General features: G+C 66.7%; 19 protein-coding genes. 8 read left to right on the top strand and 11 right to left on the bottom strand.

Annotated features, from left to right (window positions below):
• Positions 1-4: 4 nt before the first annotated feature.
• The 7 genes from B7G54_RS09260 to B7G54_RS09230 all read right to left on the bottom strand — a co-directional run bounded on the left by B7G54_RS09260 (position 5) and on the right by B7G54_RS09230 (position 5,087).
• A complete protein-coding gene (locus B7G54_RS09260) occupies positions 5-1,012 on the bottom strand; it encodes an aldo/keto reductase (protein ID WP_085038806.1) in 1,008 nt (335 codons plus the stop codon).
• Positions 1,013-1,063: 51 nt separating this feature from the next.
• Positions 1,064-1,390, bottom strand: coding sequence for a carboxymuconolactone decarboxylase family protein (locus B7G54_RS09255; protein WP_039369463.1), 327 nt, complete (start codon positions 1,388-1,390; stop codon positions 1,064-1,066).
• A 132-nt stretch (positions 1,391-1,522) separates the two neighbouring features.
• A complete protein-coding gene (locus tag B7G54_RS09250; protein WP_085038805.1) occupies positions 1,523-2,416 on the bottom strand; it encodes a LysR family transcriptional regulator in 894 nt (297 codons plus the stop codon).
• 69 nt (positions 2,417-2,485) lie between these two features.
• Positions 2,486-3,364 (bottom strand): alpha/beta hydrolase, encoded by an 879-nt coding sequence (locus B7G54_RS09245; protein ID WP_175130473.1) that lies wholly within the window; start codon positions 3,362-3,364, stop codon positions 2,486-2,488.
• Positions 3,365-3,474: 110 nt separating this feature from the next.
• Complete coding sequence (locus B7G54_RS09240) at positions 3,475-3,675, bottom strand: hypothetical protein (protein ID WP_425266467.1); 201 nt, start codon at positions 3,673-3,675, stop codon at positions 3,475-3,477.
• Positions 3,672-4,478: a DinB family protein gene (locus B7G54_RS09235; RefSeq protein ID WP_085038803.1), complete on the bottom strand. Its 807-nt coding sequence runs from the start codon at positions 4,476-4,478 to the stop codon at positions 3,672-3,674. Before B7G54_RS09235 ends, B7G54_RS09240 begins: the two co-directional genes overlap by 4 nt.
• 177 nt (positions 4,479-4,655) lie before the next feature.
• The gene (locus B7G54_RS09230) at positions 4,656-5,087 is read right to left on the bottom strand and encodes a YciI family protein (RefSeq protein WP_085038802.1); all 432 of its coding nucleotides are present in this window, start codon (positions 5,085-5,087) and stop codon (positions 4,656-4,658) included.
• Positions 5,088-5,296: 209 nt separating this feature from the next.
• Here B7G54_RS09230 and B7G54_RS09225 point away from each other — a divergent pair, with 209 nt between their 5' ends.
• On the top strand, positions 5,297-5,527 hold the full coding sequence (locus tag B7G54_RS09225) for a hypothetical protein (protein WP_027790668.1): 231 nt from the start codon (positions 5,297-5,299) through the stop codon (positions 5,525-5,527).
• A gap of 42 nt (positions 5,528-5,569) precedes the next feature.
• Here B7G54_RS09225 and B7G54_RS09220 read toward each other — a convergent pair whose 3' ends face one another.
• The 4 genes from B7G54_RS09220 to B7G54_RS09205 all read right to left on the bottom strand — a co-directional run bounded on the left by B7G54_RS09220 (position 5,570) and on the right by B7G54_RS09205 (position 9,218).
• A complete protein-coding gene (locus B7G54_RS09220) occupies positions 5,570-5,809 on the bottom strand; it encodes an MBL fold metallo-hydrolase (protein WP_244289305.1) in 240 nt (79 codons plus the stop codon).
• A gap of 120 nt (positions 5,810-5,929) precedes the next feature.
• On the bottom strand, positions 5,930-7,348 hold the full coding sequence (locus B7G54_RS09215) for an MFS transporter (RefSeq protein WP_085038801.1): 1,419 nt from the start codon (positions 7,346-7,348) through the stop codon (positions 5,930-5,932).
• A 160-nt stretch (positions 7,349-7,508) separates the two neighbouring features.
• On the bottom strand, positions 7,509-8,270 hold the full coding sequence (locus B7G54_RS09210; RefSeq protein WP_085038800.1) for an ABC transporter permease: 762 nt from the start codon (positions 8,268-8,270) through the stop codon (positions 7,509-7,511).
• Between the two features lie 3 nt (positions 8,271-8,273).
• Positions 8,274-9,218, bottom strand: a complete 945-nt coding sequence (locus B7G54_RS09205) for an ABC transporter ATP-binding protein (RefSeq protein ID WP_085038799.1) — start codon at positions 9,216-9,218, stop codon at positions 8,274-8,276.
• A 434-nt stretch (positions 9,219-9,652) separates the two neighbouring features.
• On the opposite strand from B7G54_RS09205, the gene B7G54_RS09195 reads away from it, so the two are divergent.
• The 7 genes from B7G54_RS09195 to B7G54_RS09165 all read left to right on the top strand — a co-directional run bounded on the left by B7G54_RS09195 (position 9,653) and on the right by B7G54_RS09165 (position 17,070).
• Entirely contained in the window at positions 9,653-9,949 is a 297-nt protein-coding gene (locus tag B7G54_RS09195) for a cupin domain-containing protein (protein ID WP_085038798.1), read from the top strand.
• A 617-nt stretch (positions 9,950-10,566) separates the two neighbouring features.
• Positions 10,567-12,180, top strand: a complete 1,614-nt coding sequence (locus B7G54_RS09190; protein WP_085038797.1) for a DUF2957 domain-containing protein — start codon at positions 10,567-10,569, stop codon at positions 12,178-12,180.
• 71 nt (positions 12,181-12,251) lie between these two features.
• The gene (locus B7G54_RS09185) at positions 12,252-13,505 is read left to right on the top strand and encodes a DUF2957 domain-containing protein (protein WP_085038796.1); all 1,254 of its coding nucleotides are present in this window, start codon (positions 12,252-12,254) and stop codon (positions 13,503-13,505) included.
• 73 nt (positions 13,506-13,578) lie between these two features.
• Entirely contained in the window at positions 13,579-14,403 is an 825-nt protein-coding gene (locus B7G54_RS09180) for an OmpW/AlkL family protein (RefSeq protein WP_085038795.1), read from the top strand.
• Between the two features lie 121 nt (positions 14,404-14,524).
• A complete protein-coding gene (locus B7G54_RS09175) occupies positions 14,525-15,028 on the top strand; it encodes an activator protein (protein WP_085038794.1) in 504 nt (167 codons plus the stop codon).
• Positions 15,029-15,211: 183 nt separating this feature from the next.
• Complete coding sequence (locus B7G54_RS09170; protein ID WP_085038793.1) at positions 15,212-15,715, top strand: activator protein; 504 nt, start codon at positions 15,212-15,214, stop codon at positions 15,713-15,715.
• Between the two features lie 233 nt (positions 15,716-15,948).
• Positions 15,949-17,070 (top strand): hypothetical protein, encoded by a 1,122-nt coding sequence (locus tag B7G54_RS09165; protein ID WP_085038792.1) that lies wholly within the window; start codon positions 15,949-15,951, stop codon positions 17,068-17,070.
• Positions 17,071-17,196: the final 126 nt, after the last annotated feature.

The following is a 17,196-nucleotide window of genomic DNA, read 5'->3' as shown; positions in this document are numbered from 1 at the left end:
GACTTCAGAGCTTGCGGCCTTCGACCGGATAGCCGGGATCGGTATAGCCGTGCGTCGATGCGTGCCCGGGCGGCACGAGCGAATCGACGAACCGCTCATCGTCCGGGCCGAGTTCGAGCGTCAGCGCATCGATGTAGCTGTCCCAGTGCGCTTCGGTGCGCGGCCCCGCGATCGTCGAGCTGACGAGGCGGTTCTTCATGACCCACGCGAGCGCGAACGCAACTGACGTTGTGCCACGCGCGGCCGCATGCGCGGCCACCTGCTGCGCGATGTGCAACGATTCGGGCCGCCATTCCGTTTGCTGGATGCGCCGATCGCCACGGCCCGCACGCGAATCGGCGGGTGGCTGCGCATCCACCGCGTATTTGCCGGTCAGCACGCCGCGCGCGAGCGGGCTGTACGGCACGACGCCGATCCCGTAGTGCGCGGCGGCCGGCAGCTGTTCGACCTCGGCCGTGCGATCGACGAGGTTGTACAGCGGTTCGCTCGCGACCGGGCGATCGATGCCGAGCTGGTCGGCGAGCCGCACGATCTCGGCGATGCGCCAGCCCTTGAAGTTCGACAGCCCGAAATAGCGCACCTTGCCTTGCCGGATCAGGTCGGCGATCGCGCGCATGCCTTCGTCGAGCGGCGCATCCGTCAATGCGCGATGGAAATAGAGGATGTCGATGTAGTCGGTGCCGAGCCGCTCGAGGCTCGCGTTGACCGATTCGACGATCCATTTGCGCGACTGGCCCTGCCGGTTCGGCCCGGCGTCCGGCCCGGCCGGAAAGCCGAACTTCGTCGCCACGACCCAGCTGTCGCGACGCGGCGCAATTGCACGGCCGACGACTTCTTCCGAGCGGCCGGCGTGATAGACGTCGGCCGTGTCGATGAAGTTGATGCCCTGGTCGTATGCCTTGTCGATGATGCGCGCCGAGGTCGCTTCGTCGGTCTCGCCGCCGAACATCATTGTGCCGAGACACAGCGGCGACACCTTGAGCGCGCTGCGCCCGAGATAGCGGTAATCCATGAAGGCTCCATGCGGGCGCGTGCCCGCCGGTTGAATGAAGGGGCGCCGCGCTTACACGCCGGCTTCGTCGAACACGCGCTGCGCGATCGTGAGCGCCGAGCTTGCGGTCGGCCAGCCCGAGTAGAACGCGAGGTGCGTGATCGCTTCGACCAGCTCGTCGCGCGTGAGGCCGTTGTCGAGCGCTTTCTTCAGGTGGAACGGCAGTTCGTTGACGCGATACAGCGACACGAGACTCGCGACCGTGACGAGGCTGCGATCGCGCGGCGACAGGCCGGGGCGCTGCCAGACGTCGCCGAACAGCACGTTGTCGGTGTAATCGGCGAGGGCGGGGGCGATGGCGCCGAACGCTTTGCGTGCGGCGGAAGTGGGTTCGGACATCGAGGGCTCCGGGAAAGGTGGGAAACACCGACGATGGTAGCCACCGATGCGCCTAGCGATAATCCCCGGCAATTCGCATGCACTTATCGATCCGATTCATGAATCGCGGCGCATGGGCGGCGCCTCGTCGGCTCATGCGCGATAGCGCAGCGCATCGACGATCACCGCGAGCGCGCGCGATGATTGCCGCCGGCTCGCGTAGTACAGGTGATGGCCGGGGAACGTCGGGCACCAGTCGTCGAGCACGCTGTCGAGGCGGCCGGCGGCGACATGCGGCGCCGCGAGTTCGGCGGGCACGTAGGCGAGCCCGTAGCCCGCAAGCGCCGCGTCGAGCGTTTCGTACGTGCCGTTGAACGTGACCTGCCCGTCGACGCGCACCTGCAGCACGTCATCGCCGCGCGCGAGTTCCCACGCGTACAGCGCACCGTGTGTCGGCAGGCGCAGGTTGATGCAGTCGTGCGCGACCAGATCCTGCGGCGACACGGGGCGCGCGCGTTCCGCGAAATACGCGGGCGTGCCGACGATCGCCATTTTCATGTCGGCCGAGATGCGCACGGCGATCATGTCCTTCGCAAGCTGGTCACCGAGCCGCACGCCGACGTCGAAGCGTTCCGCGACGATGTCGGACAGCCCGTAGTCGTTCACGAACTCGACCTTCAGGTCGCGATAGTCGCGCAGGACCGGCGCGAGCTTCGGCCACAGCAGCGTGCGGATCACGAAGTCGGTCGCGTTGATGCGCACGGTGCCCGCGGGCTGGTCGCGCAGTTCCGCGAGCGCCGTCAGTTCGGCCTCGATCTCGTCGAAGCGTGGTGCGAGATTGAGTAGCAGGCGCTCGCCGGCTTCGGTCGGCGCGACGCTGCGGGTCGTGCGGGTGAGCAAGCGTACGCCGAGGCGCGTTTCGAGCGAGCGGATCGTATGGCTGAGCGCGGATTGCGAGACGCCGAGCTGGGCGGCCGCACGCGTGAAGCTGCGCTCGCGCGCGACGGCGATGAAGGCGAGCAGGTCCGCAAAGTTGTCGCGCGGCATGGAAGGTGTCGGGTGGTCGATGCCAGCGCATCGTACCACCGGGTTCACCGGGCCGCGATGCGGCGCGTGTCAGCCCGCGCGCGTCATGCCCGGCGCATGGGGCGCGGGATGGTACGCATAGCCGCCATGCTGGAACGACGTCGCGAAGAACCGCATCTGGTAGCGGATCGCATTCGCCCAGTAATCCCACGTATGGCCGCCCGGCCGCTCCGCATAGTCGTGCGGCACGCCGAGCGCGACGAGCCGTTCGTGCAGCGTGCGGTTCGAGCCGACGAATGCGTCGTCGCGGCCGCAATCGATCGTCAGGTCGAGATGCGCGCGCACGAACGCGCTGGCGCTGGCGACGATCACGTTGCGGTCCCAGAACGACGGATGGCGGCCGGGGTCGCCGAATACATGGTCGATGCCCGGCTCGTCCGCGCAGCAGCGCGGATCGACCGCGCCGCTGATGCTGCCGACCGCACCGAACGTGTCGGGCCGGTCGAGTGCGATCCGCAGCGCGCCGAAGCCGCCCATGCTGAGCCCGGTGATCGCACGGGCGCGCTGCGTCGCGATCGTGCGGAAATGCGAATCGACGTACGACACCACTTCGTCGCCGATGAAGGTTTCGTAGCGGCTGCCCGAATCGAACGGGCTGTCGATGTACCAGCTCTCGTGCCCGCCGTCGGGCATCACGAGGATCACGTGGTAACGGTCGGCCAGCGCGGCGATGCGCGTGTTCGACGTCCAGTCGGTGTGGTCGCCGCCGGAGCCGTGCAGCAGATAGACGACCGGATAGCGGTCGCCGTCGCGGGGGCCGCGCGCATAAGCGTCGGGCAGCACGACGGTGGCCTTGAGCGTCTCGTTCATCGCGGCGCTGGGAATCACGACGACCCGCGCATGGAATGCGAGAGCAGGGCCCGAAATGGCGAGCAGCAGAAGCAGCCAGAAGGCGCGTGCCAGGTTCATCGATCCTCGCATGTGTCGATCCCGTCCGGCGCCGGGCGCCGGGAAAACCCTGTTCGGACGACTCTAGCAACCGCGCCTTTCAACCATATTTCGGCGAATCCTACGGGTTGTCAGGCGGGCGGTGCGTGCACGATGCGCTCGACGGCCGCGCGGAACGCATCGGGCTGCTCGGCCGGGATCAGGTGGCCGCAGCGCTCGATCAGGTCGAAGCCGGCGCAGCGCGCGAGCGCCCAGTCGGGCACGTGCCACCCGCGCACGTCGAGCGTGCCGATGAAACCGTGAATGAAGACGACGGGCGTGGGCCGGGTCATGGGGCGGGTGCGGAAGGAAGGGGCGGCAATTCGAGTTCGGCGAGCAGTTCGTCGAGTTCGAGCACGTGCGTGCGGTCGTGGTCGAGCAGCTCGCGCACGAGTTCGTCGAGCGACATGCGGCGCACGCCGTCGCGCAGCCCGCAGCGTGCGAGCTGCGCGGGCGCCAGCGCGGCCGCGGTGGCACACAGCGCGGCGCGTCCCGTGCGGAATGCCGCGACGGCAGCGTCGAGCGGCTGCGCGAGATAGTCGCGTTGCGCGGCGAGCACGGTGCCGTCGACGGATGCGATCGCCGGCAGGTCGAGCGTGCGCACGGCGTCGATGCGTTCGGCGAATATCGCGTCGAGATCGCGCAGGTGGCACGCATGCTCGACGAGCGAGAAGCCCGTGCCGTCGGGGCGGCGTGTCCACAGTGCGGCCGGCACGTGCGCTGAATACACGGCGAGCCGGTCGGGCAGGCGGGCCAGCGCGGCGACGACGTCGGCGAACGGCAGCCGCTGCGGGTACGCGCTGAACACCGCGCCATAGCTGAACAGCGTGCCGCCGAGCCGCCCGCGCGCCTGCACGACGTCGTGGCCGTGACGGCGCATGATTTCCGCGACCATCGCGCCGCAGAACTGGCGGGCCGTCGTGTCGGTTTCGATTTCGGGGAATTTCAGTGCGATCTCGTGCTGGATCGCACCGATCGCGGCAACGCCGACGCGCGACAGCGCCGCGAACTCGACATAGCGCTCGGGTTGTGCGATCAGCGCTTCGAGCTGGGCGCCGAGCGCGGTGGTGCGGAAACGGTCGAAACGGGAATGCATGACGGACAGGCCCCGGATAGTAACGTATCAAAACGATACGTTACTATCCGGGGCTGCGTCAACCGGTTTGCCGGGGAGGTTCGACGGAGCGACGCGAGGCATCGCGGGCGTTGTCCGGCAGGGCCGGCGGTGCCGCCGTGCGCCTTGCTGCACGCGATGCGCGCTTCCGCCCGCCGCTCAGGACTTCTGTCGTGCGTCGATTTCCGTACGCAGTTTCGCTTCCTGCTGCTGCAGTTCGGGGGTGAGCGCAGCGCCGAAATCCTCGGGCGAAAAGATTTGCCGGATCTCGATGTCTGATTCGACGGGCATCGGGTTCGGGCAGCGCTTTACCCATTCGACCGCTTCGTCCATCGATTTCACTTCCCACAGCCAGTAGCCGGCGATGAGTTCCTTGGTTTCGGCGAACGGGCCGTCGATGACCGTCCGGTCCTTGCCGGAGAAGTGCACGCGCTTGCCGCGCGAACTCGGATGCAGTCCTTCGCCGGCGAGCATCACGCCGGCTTTCACGAGCGCTTCGTTGTACTGGCCCATTGCGGCCAGCAGTTCGGTATCGGGCATCGCGCCCGATTCGGAAATGGCGGTTGCCTTGACGATGACCATGACGCGCATTGCCGTTTCTCCTTGAACAGGTATTGACGGGCGCCGCCGGCCGGGCCGGCGGCAAAACGATCGGTTACGAGAACACGACGCGTGAAGATGGCGCGAATCGACATTGTGCGTGAAGAATTTTCGCGTGCAGCCGCACCGGCGGGCACGGCCGCGGAGCCGGCCGCCAAAACTGGTATGCTGAACTTCACCACGTTCACGCGGAGGGCGCCATGGCTGCTAAGGAAGTCTCGAAGAAGAAGTACCTGAAAATCCTGAACAAACGCTTGCGCGCGGAGCCGGCGGCCCCGGCCGGTGCGTCGTTTGTCTTTTTCCCGCTGGGCGCGAAGGCGAAGAACGCGACGGGTGTCGTGTCCGGCGACGCGCGCAGCAAGCGCGAACTGGCGGTGATGGCCGCGGTCCAGCGCAAGGCGGCCGAAGAGTTCGTCGTCGCGGGCGCCTGACCGGAACCTGCTGCACTGCCGTTGGGTTGCCGCCTCCGCGGCTTACCCGGCGGCGGCCTCGCAATGCGCGATCGCGCCGGCGAGCACGCGCGGGATGTCGTGCGTGATGGCCGGGCCGTGCATCGGCAGGATGATGTCGAGATCGAGCGCCTGGAGCCGGCGCAGCGCACGCGCCATGTGTGCGAGCGACGGCAGGTAGTCCGAGCGCCGGATCGAATCGAGTATCGCAGGCATCGGGTCGTCGGCGGGTTCGTCGCCGAAGCGCCAAGGGGTGCGCGACACGGTGCCTGGACGCAGTCTGGCAGCGCCGGTCCAGGCGCGAATCCTGTCAGTTTACGCAGCAGCCGGGCACGACGCTGAACGCCGCCCCGGCGGTCAGGAACACCCGCGCCGATCGGGCGCTCAGGATACCTTGTCCGCCGCCGCCGCATAGCGGCCGCCGCCTGCTTCGTCGCCTGCCGCCAGTTGCTCCAGCGCGAGGCCCTTCGTCTCGATACCGAGCGTCCACACGGCGATTGCCGCCGCGATGAACGACAGCGCACCGAGCGTGAACACGCCGCCCTGGCCGAACACCGGCAGCACGACGCCGACCACGTAAGGCCCGATCAGCGAGCCGACGCGCCCGATCGCCGACGCGAAGCCCGAGCCCGTCGCGCGTGCGCCGGTGCCGTACAGCTCCGGCGTGTACGTGTACAGCGCGGCCCACATCCCGAACAGGAAGAACTGCATCGCGAGGCCGGTGCAGATCAGCAGCGCCGTGCTGCCGCCGTACAGCGCGCTCTGGCCGTAGGCGTACGCCATTGCGCCGCCGCCGATCAGCGATGCGATGCAGGTCGGCTTGCGCCCCCAGCGTTCGACGAGCCACGCGGCGCACAGGAAGCCCGGCACGCCGCCGAGCGAGATCAGGACGGTGTAGAACACCGATTTCGTGACTTCGAAGCCGGCCTGCTGCAGCAGCGCGCCGAGCCACGACGTGAGGCCGTAGAAGCCGAGCAGCGCGAAGAACCACAGCAGCCACACCATCACCGTGCGGCGACGGTACGCGCCGCTCCAGATCTCGCGCAGCGCGCCGTGTCCGCGGGCGACGACCGGCTCGGCGAGCCGCGACGGCGGCGGCAGCGACGTGACGCCGGCCGAGCGCATCACCTTCGCCTCGATCGTGTGCATCACCTTATCGGCTTCCGCGTGCCGGCCCGCATGCTCGAGCCAGCGCGGCGATTCCGGCACGATGCGGCGCACGACGAGCACGAATACGGCGGGAATCGCGAGCAGCGCGAACACCGTGCGCCAGCCGAACTGCGGCAGCACGAAGTACGCGACGATGCCGGCCGTGATGAAGCCGAGCGGCCAGAAGCCGTCCATCAGCGCGATCAGGCGGCCGCGCTTCTCGGTCGGCACGAATTCGGACAGCAAGGTCTGCGCGACCGGGAATTCCATCCCCATCCCGATCCCGAGCAGCACGCGGTAGACGATCAGCGCGTCGACGCTCTGCGCGGTCGAGCACAGGTAGGAGGCTGCGCCCCACAGCACCATGCTCCACTGGAACACGGGCCGGCGGCCGAAGCGGTCGGCGAGCAGCCCGGCGACGGCCGCGCCGAGCACCATCCCGAAGAAGCTTGCGCTCGCGACGAGGCCGGCGGCTGCAGTCGACAGCCCGAACTCCTTGCGGATCGAACCGAGCACGAAGGTCATCGTGCCGAGGTCGACCGAGTCGAAGAAGAATGCGATCGCGATGATGAAGAAGATCCGCTTGTGATAGCCGGAGAACGGCAGGCGTTCGAGCCGGGCGGCGGCGGAGGCGGGAGCGGTGGCGGCGGGCATGGCGTCCTCTGAAATGAAAAGGGGCCGCGAAGCGCGTGCTTCGCGGCCCCGATGCTTCATCTTCAGTAGACGCGACCACAAAATGCCGCATCAGAGGAAAAGCGCCGCCTGCTTGCCCAAATACGTCATCGGCGGTAGCGCGGGGCGGGGCCGTTGTGCATCAGTTCTTCAGCTTGTAGCCGGTGCGGAACATCCACGCGACGATCGCCAGCAGGATCACGAGGAACAGCCCGGTTGCGGCGAGGCTGATCCATACGTGCACGTCGGCGAGCCCGTAGAACGACCAGCGGAAGCCGCTGACCAGGTAGACGATCGGGTTGAACAGCGTGATGATGCGCCACGCGGGCGGCAGCATGTCGACCGAGTAGAAGCTGCCGCCGAGGAACGTGAGCGGCGTGATGATCAGCAGCGGCACGAGCTGCAGCTTCTCGAAGCTGTCGGCCCAGATGCCGATCACGAAGCCGAACAGGCTGAACGTGACCGCCGTCAGCACGAGGAACAGCACCATCCAGAACGGATGCAGGATGTGCAGCGGCACGAACAGGCCGGCCGTGGCGAGGATGATCACGCCGAGCAGGATCGACTTCGACGCGGCCGCGCCCACGTACGCGATCACGATCTCCCAGTACGACACGGGCGCGGACAGAATCTCGTAGATCGTGCCCGTGAAGCGCGGGAAGTAGATGCCGAACGATGCGTTCGAGATGCTCTGCGACAGCAGCGACAGCATCACGAGGCCCGGCACGATGAACGAGCCGTAGCCGATGCCGTTCACGTCGCTGATGCGCGAGCCGATCGCGGAGCCGAACACGACGAAATACAGCGACGTCGAGATCACCGGCGCGATGATGCTCTGCATCAGCGTGCGGCGCGTGCGGGCCATTTCTGCGCGGTAGATCGCGCGAATGCCATGCAGGTTCATGCGTCAGGCTCCTTGCATGCCGTTGCGGCGGTTGTCGATCAGGCTGACGAAAATGTCCTCGAGCGAGCTCTGCGTCGTGTGCAGGTCGCGGAAGCCGATGCCGGCCGAGCCGAGCGCGTTGATCAGCTTCGCGATGCTTGCGTCGTCGCGCTGCGAGTCGTACGTGTAGACGAGCGCGGCGCCGTCGTCCGCGCGTTCGAGGCCGAACGGCGCGAGCACGGGCGGCATGTCGGCGAGCGGATGCTCGAGCTGCACGGTGAGCTGCTTCTTGCCGAGCTTGCGCATCAGTTCGCGCTTTTCCTCGACGAGCACGAGCTCGCCGCCGAGGATGATGCCGATCCGGTCGGCCATTTCCTCGGCTTCCTCGATGTAGTGCGTGGTCAGGAGGATCGTCACGCCGCGCTCGCGCAGCGAATCGACGAGCTTCCACATGTCGCGGCGCAGTTCGACGTCGACGCCGGCCGTCGGCTCGTCGAGGAACAGGATGCGCGGCTCGTGCGACAGCGCCTTCGCGATCATCACGCGGCGCTTCATGCCGCCCGACAGCGTCATCAGCTTGTTGTCGCGCTTGTCCCATAGCGACAGCGCCTTCAGCGTCTTCTCGATATAGGCGGGATCGGGCGCCTTGCCGAACAGGCCGCGGCTGAACGACACGGTCGCCCAGACGGTTTCGAACGCGTCGGTCGTCAGTTCCTGCGGCACGAGGCCGATCATTTCGCGGGCCGCGCGGTAGTGATCGCGGATGTCGTGGCCGCCGACCGTCACGCGGCCTTCGGTCGGCGTGACGATGCCGCAGATCGAGCCGATCAGCGTTGTCTTGCCGGCGCCGTTCGGCCCGAGCAATGCGAAGATCTCGCCGGGGCGGATGTCGAGGGTCACGTGCTTCAGCGCCTGGAAGCCGGACGCGTAAGTCTTGGAGAGGTCGGAGACGGAAAGGATCGGTTGCATGCTCACGGATGGCACGGCCGGCCGGCGCGACGGCGTGCGCTGCACGTGCCCGGCGTCGCCGCCGCTGCGAAGCGGCCGGGACCGGGAACGGCATGGCGAACGTGCGTCATGTCGAACGGCGTTGTGGTGCGGGATCGCAGGATCGCCATATTAGCAATCGGTAGATGGAAATGCATGCTCGTGGAAAGGATGTGCGTTGTCGATGCCGGATTTGCGTGAATTGACGATGTATCGCTGAATAACGAGGCGCTTTATTTGCGATGCGCGAACAATTTGTGCCGTTTTCGGCGAATCGGGCTGCGCACGCGTTTCCGCGCGGCGACGGCGCGGCCGGCCGGCCGACTGTGCCGCCCGAAGGCCGTCGCGCCGTACCGGGACGGCGTGCGCGGCGCTCGCGATAATGCGCTCCTTTCATCGTTCACGGAGCGGGGCGCATGTCTTTGATCGATTTCAAATCCGTGGCGGCGGCACAGGCCGTCGCGTGGAAATCCACGATCGTCGGCGAGGTCGGGCCGGCCAGGATCAAGGTGTTGCGCATGGATGCGCAGGCTTACGAAGCGGAAGTGCACGACTACAACGAGGGGCTGCTGGTGCTCGACGGCAGGATGATGCTCGAGGTCGGCGGCGAGACGGTCGTGGTCGAGGCCGGGCAGATGTACCTGGCGCTCGCCGGCACGCTTCACGCGGTGCTGCCGGGCAGCCACGGCACGCTCGCGATCATCGACGTGTGAGGTTGCGCCGCAGCATGCGCGCGAGCGGCCCGGGCCCGGCCGGCCGGGCTCTGCGCGGGTTGGCGGTCGCCGTTCAAACGCGTGTTCTACCGCCTGGGTATTTGTCTGAGCAAATAAAATGAAGGCTGTTTGAAAATCTGTCAAATACCGTGTAAACGCTAGGATCGCGCAGTTTCGGTCGTTTGGAACTCTGCATCCATTTACTTGTGGGTATCGTCCGATCATAGTCTCGACAAACGACGCAACACGATAACGAATCAAGCGTACGGATGGAGACCAATTCATGAGACGCCTATCCGCGGGGCCAGTCGGACTGCCGTTTCCCGTTTTTTCGCTGAATGCAGGCGCGATGCAGATCGCGTACCTGCGTTGTCCTGTCGCCGTGTAGCGGCGAACCATTTCCCGTTTCGATCGTTCCGACGGCGCCGTGCCGCATGACGGCGCCGCGGGAGAGCGCTTGTCTGCCGCCGCGGCGTGTGCCGCATTTGCCTGACCGGCATCGCGGCCGCCTTGCGCGCACCGTCATGCGCCGCGCGTTCGTGCCGCGGCGCGATACCAACCGGCGGGCCATGCAGCCTGTCCGGACGAGACTTGTCGTACCTGAAAAGGAGGGGTTGATGATTTGCATTCCTGAATGGCGGAAGGCGATCCTGTCGTGCGCGGTACTGGTGCTGCCGTTCGTTGCCGGTTGCGGCGGCGGTGACGATCCGGGGCCGATCAACGTGCCGCAGTGTTCGGGCAGCGCATGCGGGCCGAGCGGTGCCGAAACGACGCCGCCCGTCGTGACGAAGCTGTGCCCGGACGCGCTCGATTACACGACGACGTATACGGGTGGCGCAGGTAGCGGCGAGTACGTGAAGGTGAAGTTCGATACGACGAAGCTCACCTATCAGATGCAGTTCCTCGAATCGTCGGTGCCGACGTCGGCAGGGCAGGTCAACAATACCCGCGCGGGTCTGACGATCAGCGGCGCGTTCCATCATCCGGCCAATCTCCCGACCGCCGAGCAGAACCGCTGCGCGTTCGTGCTCGACAGCGGCGCGACGAGCGACGGCGCGTATTCGGTGACGATCAACCGTGCGGATCCGCCGATGCTGTTCGTCGGCAATGGCGTGGTGGGTGGCGGGATTCCGGGGGCGACGATTGCGTTCGCCGGTCTCGAGCCGTTCCCGGGCATCGTGCTCGGCGTCGTACCGTCGCGCACCTTCGATTTCTATCCGTTCATCGGCTTCACCAACACCGAGACGGACTTCACGAAAGTTGCGGGCAACTACAACGAACTCGGGATCCACCTGTCGCCGGTCGGCGGAAGCGCACAGAGCAGCACGGGGGCCGTGGGCTGGCAACCGGATGTCGTCAACTGGAACCAGACGTTCAATGCCGACGGCTCGTGCACCATCACGGCAGGCAGCGACTACTCGTGCCAGACCACCGGAACGCCGTGGGCGTTGCGCAAGAACGCGGACGGTTCGGCCGACAACGTGTTCGTGAGCAACGCCGTGGCGAACGCGGCCGGCACGCCCGTGTATCCGCTCGCAGGGCAGGGGTCGGCGATCGTGATTGCCGCACCCAGCCAGGCGAAGGGCATCATGATCGTCGGCAAGCTGAACGGCGTGCTGGTGCCGGTCGTGATTCGCGTGGGCTACACGCATATCGACCCGAGCAACCTTCTGGCATCGGTCGCGGATGCCGAGGTGGGGATCTCGATGCTGTCGCGGGCCGCCGCCGTCGGAGCCAATTCGCTGAAGGGGGGCTTCATCGGCGCAACGAGCGCTTCAGCGTGCGGTATCGTGGCGCCCAGCACTGCCACGTTCGCGATCGCGACGTCCGGACCGAGCTTCAACAACAACATCCCGCATCCGGATCTGCCGGGCACCTTCGACGGCACCTTCTTCCTGGCACAGGCCGGCAGTTGCAACGACGGTACTGCCGTCTCGACGATGGCCGCGAACTATACGTCGACCCTGTTCCAGGGAGCCACCGCGGCGTTCATCGATCCGCAGACGTCGTCGGTCACGTCGCAGTTCGGGCTCGACTACACGCAGGCCATCCCCGGCAAGATCAAGGTCACGGCCTCGCAGAACTTCAACGCGAAGGGCGCGAGCGGCAACGTGGCGATCTTCAAGAAGGGCGATACGGGCTGGCTCGTGACGGCCGGCAACGTCTACGCGATGGTCGTCAACAACAGCCAGGTCAACCCGTTCTTCACGGTCGGCGCGTTCGTCCAGTAATCACGCATTGAACACGTAACACCGGCGGCGCATGCGTCGCCGCCGGCGAAACAAATTTCAAGAGGATTCCTATGAATTTGAAGCAATGGATGGCCGCGGCGTCGCTCGCGCCGGTGCTGGCCGCATGTGGCGGCGACGGCGACCCGCCGCCCGCACCGGTGGTCCGGCTGTGCCCGCAGACGATCGACTACAACACGGTGTTCATCGGCGGGTCGGGGTCGGGCGAGCTCGTGAAGGTGCAGCTCGACACGACGAAGATGACGTACCGGATGACGTATCTCGCGTCGCCGGTGCCGACCGCCACGGGCACCGTGCAGCCGACCCGCGACACGGCGCCGGCCAACGTGGTCGACGGCACGCTGGCCGACGAAACGGGGCTGCCGACGGTGAAGCTGAACCAGTGCACGTTCCGGATGCAGAACGCGAGCCTCGACCCGAACCGGCCCGCGCGGCTGTTCCTCGGCGAAGGCGTGCTGGGCGGCGCGATTCCCGGCGCGACGATCCAGTTCAACGGCGTGATCGGCGTCGGCAAGATTCCGCAGACGACGTTCCCGTACTACCCGTTCATCAGCTTCTCGTCGCAGGAAACCGACCTGACGAAGATTGCCGGCAAATACAACCAGCTCGGCTATCACCAGGTGCCGTCGCAGAGCTTCCAGCCGGTGGCGCTCGACCAGCAGGTGACGATCAACGCGGACGGCAGCTACGTCGAGACCGACAACTTCGGCAAGAAGAACGGCGGGCAGCCGCTCGCGTCGAGCGCGACGGTGAACCAGCCGTTCACGCTGCGGCCCGATGCGCCGGCGTTCCAGTCGCTCAACTACCTGCCGCAGATTCCGCCGACGCTCGCCGCGGTCGATCCGGCGAAGGCCGGCAAGGGGATCCTGATCGTCGGCAAGCTGCGCAACCAGCTCGTGCCGATCTTCATCCGCACCGGCGCCGCGAACGCGGACCTCACGCAAGGCCCGCCGAGCGCGGACGACGAATCGGGCATCTCGTTCCTGAGCCCGCAGACGGCGATCGCGCCGGGTTCGCAGAACGGCGAGTACACGGGTGTCGACAGCGCGTTCAACTATCGCGCGACCGCGCTCGTCGGCGCGCAGGCCACGCTGCTCGATCCGTTCAATGCGTCGCAGGCTGCGCTCACACGCGCGCTGAATCTCGACTACACGCAGAAGGTGCCCGGTGTCGTCACGACCGTGCACGCGGATGCGGCGTCGGGGCCGGCGACCGGCAAGTTCGTGTTCACCGGCGGCGTATTCGGGTTCCTCGACATGAACGATACGAGCAACCCGTACTTCACGGTCGGTGCATTCGTGCAGTGACGCACGCCTGGATGGAGACACGGTGGCGCCGCGCGCAGATGCGCGGCGCCCGGACAGAATGAGGGGAGACTTCATGAAGAAGCTGATTGTCGCGGGTGTCGTCGCAGGCGTGTCGACGCTCGCATCGGCCCAGCAGGCGGGCGACAACGTCGCGACGCTGGGCTGGCTGCACATCATGCCGCAGGATTCGACCAACGGGCTGACGACGAATCTTGCCGGCATGCCGATCAACGGGCCGCTGCGCCTGCCCGGGTCGTTCACGTCGCCGGGCACGAGCCTGACGGTCAACAACGCCGATACCGTCGGCCTCACGCTCACGCACTTCTTCACCGACCACATCGCGGTGACGTCGGTGCTCGGCGTGCCGCCCGAGTTCACGCTGACCGGGCACGGCACGATCCGGCCGCCGGGCCCGTCAGGCGCGCTCGGCAGCGTCAACATGGACAATCCGGCCAACCAGCCGGCGGTGAAGAACGCGCGGCAGTGGAGCCCGACGGTCATTCTGCAGTACTACTTCAACTCGCCGACGGCGCGGTTCCGCCCGTTCGTCGGGATCGGCGTGGCCTATAGCTGGTTCAGCAACATCGAGCTGAACGGCAACTTCGCGAAGGACATCAACGAGAACCTCGGCAGCGTGCTCGCGGCCGGCGCCGGCAAGCCGGGGCCGACGTCGGTGGAGGGCAAGGCGTCGTCGTCGTTCACGCCGGTCTACAACGTTGGCGCGAGCTATGCGATCGACAAGCACTGGGGGTTGACGGCAACGCTGACCTACATGCCGCTGAAGACCTACTCGTCGCTCGTGATCAGGGCGGCCGACGGTTCGACGCTCGCCACGACGCGCACGCGGCTGAAGGCCGATCCGCTGATCACGTTCGTCGGGATTTCCTACAAGTTCTGAGCCGTCCGGTGCGCATGACGTGCACCGGCGGCTTCCTGCGACCGGCTGGCCGGATCCTTCCGGCCGGGAGGTCGCGTTCCTGGCGGCATGCCGCCATTTGTGAAGAGAGGGGGCAGTTCAAATGAGCATTCGCAAAATCGTCTCGCTTGTTGCTGCAGTGGCTTTCACCGCGGTTTCGGCCGCGCCTGCTTTTGCCGTGACCGTTTCGCGCGCCGACGGTCAAGCCATGAATCCGAACGGGGAGCCGTTCTCCGCGACGGGTCTCACGGTCCTGGCCAAGGGGGGGATCAACGCGACCTGCAACGCAACGTTCAACGGCACGATTTCCTCGACAGGCATCGTCAACATCACGTCGACGACGTTCACGGGCGCTGCGACGTGCGGTCTGATCAGCGGTAGCGCGACGAGCGCGGCGCCGTGGACGGGCCAGGCCGACAGTACGACGCAACTGTCGATCAACAACGCGAAGGTGACCGTTTCGCTGCTCGGCGCCTGCGGGCCGAGCAAGGTCGTGACGACGTGGAGCGATCCGAACTCGTCGCTGACGTTCAACAACGCGGTGCTGACGCCGGACTGCACGGTCAGCGGCACGGTCAACACGTCGCCGAAGTTCCACGTGCAGTAAGCGATCGCCGATCGAAGCAGGATGCCCGTCGCGCACGAGGGCCGTGCAGCATGTGCGGCGGGTTTCCGCAGCTTCGATGGGTCCGTGCCGTCGCGTGTATCGGCGCGGCGGCCGGATTCGTCTGGCAGAGCGGTCGCATTTCTCGCGGAAGGCCGCCATATATCAAGAGAGAGGGCCGTACTGATGAAAATTCGTCAAATCGCATCGCTTGTTGCGGCAGTGGCATTCACCGCGGTTTCGGCCGCGCCCGCATTCGCAGTGACCGTTTCGCGCACGGACGGTCAGCCGATGAACCCGAACGGCGAGCCGTTTTCCGCGACGGGGATGACAACGCTCGGCAAGAAGGCGATCAACACCAACTGCGCCGTGACGTTCAACGGAACGATCACGCCGGCGGGTGTCATCAATATCACGTCGACGCAATTCAACGGGGGAAACTGGTGCCCGCTGGTCAGCGGTACGGCGAGCAGCGCCTCGCCGTGGACGGGGCAGGTGGACAGCGCGACACAGCTCTCGATCGACAATGCGCAGGCGAACTTCACGCTGCTCGGCCCTTGCGGTCCGAGCAGGCTCGTGGCGGCCTGGAATGATTCGAATTCGTCGCTGACGTTCAGCAATGCAGAATGGACACCGGACTGCCGGTTGGCCGGTACGTTCATCGCGTCACCGAAGCTCCACGTGCAGTAAGCGTTGCGGATCGAAGCGCGTCGCCCGTTGCGCATCAGGACGGTGCGGCACGTAGGGCGGGCATCTGCTTTCTCGATGTATCCCTGTCGTCGCGCGTAACGGCGTGATGGCGAGCTGACCACACGTGTCGCGATCCGACGCGCGCGGTCTTGCGGGTCGGCACGGCGTACCGCGCCATCCGATCCGACCGAATGACCCCTATTCCAATCGGCCAGAACTATCCCGGAAGACCCATGCTTACCGATCCAGCCAAGTATGGAGATGCCCGCGGCGCGACGCCTGACCGGCTGCGCACGGCCGCGTGGCTGCAGTACCTGATCGAACGGCTCGACGCTGCCGCTTGCGCAGCGGAGGCGGGTGACGCCGCCGGCACGACGGCCATCGCGTCGCACGCGATGCGCATGCGAGCTGGCGCGAACCTGTCCCGAGAAGCGACAGCGATTCTTCACCGGCTCGCGCCGTGGATCGCATCGGACGGCGGCGCCTGCGCATGCGACCTGACCGACCCGCGCGGCGCGTGCTCGCATGTGCCTTCGATGCAGCAACTCGCCGAAGCCGAGCGCAGCTGCGCAGGGTCACGTGCCGTGTTCGACGCCGCGTACGGCGTGATCGATGCATGCGCATTCGACGACCCCGATGTCGGCTGGGCCGCGCTCGAGCGGATTGCCGGCGGTGTCGAACGCAGCGGGGACGATGCCGGCGAACGCACCGCCCATGAAAAGGACGCGCAGGACGACGCGCCGCCTGCGAAGAACCTGAGAGAGAGGCTGGCCGTCGTCGCGGCGGCGAATGGAGAAACGTCGGCCATGCCTGGCGCCGTCATCGATGCGATCGTGCTGCGCGCGTGCGGGCCACGCGACGATGCATCGCGCATCGACGAGATGGCGGCGCTCGTGACGTTCTCGGCCGTACTCGCCGCCGGCAATGGGACTTCCGTTGCCGCGTATGGCGGCCAGCACAACCTCGTTGCGCGGGCGATCCGCACGCATCGTGCCGATCTCGCGTCGGTGGACGGGCTGCTCGCGGCGCTATCCGTGTGCAGGCTCGATCAACTCGTCGGCGCGGGCAGCTTCTGGGCTTACTACCTGCTGGCGGGCATCGTAATCGCCGCACCCGATGCCGTGCGGGAAATCGGTGGCCGCTTTCAGGGTGACGAGTGGCACGCGTGGCTCGATCACGTGCTCGCGTGGCCGGCGGTCAGCCGCTTCGGGCCCAAGGAGGACGCCGCGTTCGAACGCCTGCAAGGCGCAATGAGCCTGACGTCGCGATGGAACCCGATCGTCCGCGGGAAGCGGGTGCGGAAGCGGGACGTTGTAACGCCCGGATTCGGCGAACACGGGCACAAGTCCCGTTGACGCACCGCGTGTGCGGAATCGACAAAAAGCGACGCCAAACGATCTGCGCGCGAGCACACTGGCTCGCAGCGAAATGCCGGGCCCCGTTCGCACGTGCGAGCGGGTGTCGAGCGACGAGGCACCGAG

It is taken from the genome of Burkholderia puraquae (assembly GCF_002099195.1).
GTDB lineage: Bacteria > Pseudomonadota > Gammaproteobacteria > Burkholderiales > Burkholderiaceae > Burkholderia > Burkholderia puraquae.
The sequence above is the reverse complement of the archived record's forward strand: the minus strand, read 5'-3'. Positions and strand labels throughout refer to the sequence as shown.

Excerpts from the sequence above, each read along its gene's own strand:
- B7G54_RS09185 (WP_085038796.1), top strand. The coding sequence starts at position 12,252 with ATGAATTTGAAGCAATGGATGGCCGCGGCGTCGCTCGCGCCGGTGCTG.
- B7G54_RS09170 (WP_085038793.1), top strand. The coding sequence starts at position 15,212 with ATGAAAATTCGTCAAATCGCATCGCTTGTTGCGGCAGTGGCATTCACC.
- B7G54_RS09195 (WP_085038798.1), top strand. The coding sequence starts at position 9,653 with ATGTCTTTGATCGATTTCAAATCCGTGGCGGCGGCACAGGCCGTCGCG.
- B7G54_RS09205 (WP_085038799.1), bottom strand. The coding sequence starts at position 9,218 with ATGCAACCGATCCTTTCCGTCTCCGACCTCTCCAAGACTTACGCGTCC.
- B7G54_RS09245 (WP_175130473.1), bottom strand. The coding sequence starts at position 3,364 with ATGAACCTGGCACGCGCCTTCTGGCTGCTTCTGCTGCTCGCCATTTCG.
- B7G54_RS09250 (WP_085038805.1), bottom strand. The coding sequence starts at position 2,416 with ATGCCGCGCGACAACTTTGCGGACCTGCTCGCCTTCATCGCCGTCGCG.
- B7G54_RS09235 (WP_085038803.1), bottom strand. The coding sequence starts at position 4,478 with ATGCATTCCCGTTTCGACCGTTTCCGCACCACCGCGCTCGGCGCCCAG.
- B7G54_RS09230 (WP_085038802.1), bottom strand. The coding sequence starts at position 5,087 with ATGCGCGTCATGGTCATCGTCAAGGCAACCGCCATTTCCGAATCGGGC.
- B7G54_RS09210 (WP_085038800.1), bottom strand. The coding sequence starts at position 8,270 with ATGAACCTGCATGGCATTCGCGCGATCTACCGCGCAGAAATGGCCCGC.
- B7G54_RS09225 (WP_027790668.1), top strand. The coding sequence starts at position 5,297 with ATGGCTGCTAAGGAAGTCTCGAAGAAGAAGTACCTGAAAATCCTGAAC.
- B7G54_RS09240 (WP_425266467.1), bottom strand. The coding sequence starts at position 3,675 with ATGACCCGGCCCACGCCCGTCGTCTTCATTCACGGTTTCATCGGCACG.
- B7G54_RS09215 (WP_085038801.1), bottom strand. The coding sequence starts at position 7,348 with ATGCCCGCCGCCACCGCTCCCGCCTCCGCCGCCGCCCGGCTCGAACGC.
- B7G54_RS09175 (WP_085038794.1), top strand. The coding sequence starts at position 14,525 with ATGAGCATTCGCAAAATCGTCTCGCTTGTTGCTGCAGTGGCTTTCACC.
- B7G54_RS09190 (WP_085038797.1), top strand. The coding sequence starts at position 10,567 with ATGATTTGCATTCCTGAATGGCGGAAGGCGATCCTGTCGTGCGCGGTA.
- B7G54_RS09260 (WP_085038806.1), bottom strand. The coding sequence starts at position 1,012 with ATGGATTACCGCTATCTCGGGCGCAGCGCGCTCAAGGTGTCGCCGCTG.
- B7G54_RS09165 (WP_085038792.1), top strand. The coding sequence starts at position 15,949 with ATGCTTACCGATCCAGCCAAGTATGGAGATGCCCGCGGCGCGACGCCT.
- B7G54_RS09180 (WP_085038795.1), top strand. The coding sequence starts at position 13,579 with ATGAAGAAGCTGATTGTCGCGGGTGTCGTCGCAGGCGTGTCGACGCTC.
- B7G54_RS09255 (WP_039369463.1), bottom strand. The coding sequence starts at position 1,390 with ATGTCCGAACCCACTTCCGCCGCACGCAAAGCGTTCGGCGCCATCGCC.